The organism is Pseudomonas sp. SDO55104_S430 (assembly GCF_054070595.1).
The window spans coordinates 1-2,898 of the sequence record NZ_JBSVXG010000399.1 but is presented as its reverse complement, the minus strand read 5'-3'; the positions used below and the strand labels follow the sequence as shown (position 1 = coordinate 2,898).

Here is a 2,898-nt window from a genome sequence, read left to right as displayed (position 1 = left end):
CACACTGGATTTGTGTGCACCGCAAGTCCCCTGTGGGAGCGGGCTTGCTCGCGAAGGCGGCAACTCGGTCTATGAGCCAGTTCATGGCTTGGCCCCCACCTGATCCTGCAAGCTGAACTTCTGCTTCAAAAACTTGGCCGGCGAGGTACTCAGGTTCTGCAACCACTGCTCATCCGACGCCGCCTGCTCAGTCTTCAAGGCCTTGCTCTGCCCCTTGCCCGGCGCCTTGTCCATCTTGATTTCATCGGGCTTGGTTTCCGGAGCATTTTCCTCTGCGCTTTCAGTGTCCTTCTGCAAGGCAATGGCCAGAGCCAGATTGGCGGTGGCTTCGGGGAATTGCGGCTGCAACTTCAGTGCTTCGGTATAAGCGGCAATCGCCTCGTCGAACTTGAAGCGGCGCACATAAATGTTGCCCAGATAGAAATACGCCTGTGGCGTTTGCAGGCGGGCGAAGCTGGCCAGGGCCAGGTCGTAATCGGCGGCGTTGTAGGCGGCTATGCCCTTCCAGTAGGGGTCGACAAAGTGCGCGGCGGCCTGGGGGAAGTGTTCATGTTCGAAGGCCCAGCGCCCTTGCTGGTCTGGGGTGAAGAAGGCGTCGGTCAACACGTTGGCTTGCGCCGGAGATGGCGCAACGCTCAAGCCCACCGCCAACAGCAGGGCGGGCATCCAGTTCAGGCTCCAGCCCTTGCGTACGCTGAAGAAGGCGATCAACAGCAGCGGCCAGCACAGCCAGTAGCCGGCGTCCTTCCAGTGCAATTCGCGCAGATGATCGTCGGTCGCCTGGAAATGCTGTTGGGCGTGCAGGTCGATCCAGTCCAGATCGTCGTTGTTCAGGGTCAGGCTGCCCAGCGGTGCGTCCAGTGCAGAGGCCAATTGCTTGAGCGCGGCCTGATCGAAAGTGCCCAGTGTGGGGCGACCGTTGCTGTCGGTGCGTGGCTGGCCGCTGGCGTTGCGGATGATGCCGCCGTCTTCGTTGCCGACGGCGAGGATCAGGACTTGCAGGTCGGTGTTGTCCAGTAATTTGTCCAGGCCAGCCAGCGCCGAGGTGTCGGCGCCGTCGGTGATCAGCAGCAGAGTGCCGGGGGATTGCTCCGCAGCCAGCAGGCGTTTGGCCTGCTCGATGACCGCGCCAACATCCTTGCCGGGCTTGTCGATCAGGTTGGTACTCAGGGCCTGGATAAAAGTGTCGAGCAACGCCGGATCGTCCGTTGCCGGCAGCACAAGGTGCGCACTACCTGCATAGGCGATCAGCGCATTGCGTGCCCCGGTGCGACGCAGGATCAGGTCATGGACCTTGTGTTTTGCCGCTTCCAGGCGCGTCGGCTGCACATCGCTTGCATCCATCGACGGCGACAGATCCATGGCGATGATCAGTGGTGCACGATTCTCCAGAAAGTCCGGTCGATCCTGTTCCCAGGTCGGTCCGGCGGCGGCCAGCGCGCCGAGCATCAGCAGCGCACAGACCAGATGCACCGGGCGCAACCATTGGTGGTCCTGCGGAGTGATCAGCAAATGGGGCAGCAGGTGTTCGGCGATATTGCCGCGCAGGCTCCGTTGCAGGTCACGGCTGCGGCGCCACAACAGCGGCAGGAGGGCGGCGAAGGGCAGCAGCAATAGCCACAGCGGGCGCAGGAAATGGAAGTCACCGAGATTGATCTCCATCTCAGGCCTCCTGCCGCTGGCGGGCGGTAGAGAGCTGCGGACGCAGCCAGGCGAACAGGTGATAGAGCGCCAGCAGCACGATTGCCGCACCCAGCGGCCACCAGAACAGGTCCTTCTTCGGTTGATGGCTGAGGGTTTTCACCTGATGCGGGGTGAGGGTGTCGAGGGTGTCGTAGACCTGATTCAGCGCGTTACGGTCTTCGGCGCGGAAGAACTTGCCGCCAGTGGCCTCGGCAATCTGCTGCAGGCTTTGCAGGTTGACCCGCGATTCGCCTTCGGCCGCCGGGTCACCAATGCCGATGGTGTGGATCACCACGCCTTTGGCGGCCGCCATCTGCGCCGCGTGATCGGGGGTGATGGCGCTGCTGGTGTCATTGCCGTCGGTGAGCAGGATCACCACTTTTTCCGGTTCATCGGCCTGATCCAGCAGCTTCAGGCTCAGGCCGATGGCATCGCCGATGGCGGTGTTGGGTCCGGCCATGCCGATGCCGGTGTCGTCCAGCAGCAACGACAGGCTGCCGTGATCGAGGGTCAACGGTGCTTGCGGATAGGCGCCGCTGCCGAACACGATCAGGCCCAGGCGATCTTCTTTACGTTTTTCAATGAAGCCGCGCACCACGTCCTTGACCGCCGTCAGACGATTGATTTTCTGTCCGCTGGCGTCGGTGAAGTCGGTGGTTTCCATGGACTGGGACAGGTCGATAGCCAGCATCAGGTCGCGCACCGGTTGCTGGCGCTCGATGGGTTTCTCCATGTACACCGGCCGAGCCGCCGCCAACAGCAACAGCGCCCACACCAGCAGGTTCAACGACAGTTGCCAGCGGTTGCTGCGGGTGCCGGCCTGACTCGGGGCTTCGCCGACCGCACGACTCATCGCGGCAAAGAACGGTACCCGCACCGCGCTGCGCGCTTCGCGGTAATCGGGCAGGTAGCGGTAGCCGAACCACGGCAGGGGCAGCAGGAGCAACAGCCAGGGGTAATCAAGCTGCCACATGGTGATGCTCCACCCAGAGTTTGCAGGTGTCGAACAGGTGTTGGCGTTGTTCGGCGGGGAGGGCGCGCAGGGTGGATTCGGGTGCGTAGGCCAGCAGTGCCAATTGCTGGCTGAAGTCGGCGGGAAGCGGTTGTTTGATATGTCGCTGCAAGTAAGCTTGCCAACCATCTCTATCAAGCGCAGCAGGACCCTGTGGGAGCGGGCTTGCTCGCGAAGAGGCCGGACCATTCAAAATCGAAGTC

3 protein-coding genes are annotated in these 2,898 nt (G+C 62.5%); all 3 read right to left on the bottom strand.

Annotated features, from left to right (window positions below; genetic code table 11):
• Positions 1-81: 81 nt before the first annotated feature.
• Positions 82-1,662, bottom strand: a complete 1,581-nt coding sequence (locus ACW9JE_RS30055; protein WP_457434828.1) for a VWA domain-containing protein — start codon at positions 1,660-1,662, stop codon at positions 82-84.
• Between the two features lies 1 nt (position 1,663).
• Positions 1,664-2,656, bottom strand: coding sequence for a vWA domain-containing protein (locus ACW9JE_RS30050; protein WP_457434827.1), 993 nt, complete (start codon positions 2,654-2,656; stop codon positions 1,664-1,666).
• On the bottom strand, positions 2,643-2,898 hold a 256-nt coding region (locus tag ACW9JE_RS30045; RefSeq protein WP_457434826.1), incomplete at its 5' end, for a DUF4381 family protein. The genes ACW9JE_RS30050 and ACW9JE_RS30045, both read right to left, overlap by 14 nt.

Excerpts from the sequence above, each read along its gene's own strand:
- ACW9JE_RS30055 (WP_457434828.1), bottom strand. The coding sequence starts at position 1,662 with ATGGAGATCAATCTCGGTGACTTCCATTTCCTGCGCCCGCTGTGGCTA.
- ACW9JE_RS30050 (WP_457434827.1), bottom strand. The coding sequence starts at position 2,656 with ATGTGGCAGCTTGATTACCCCTGGCTGTTGCTCCTGCTGCCCCTGCCG.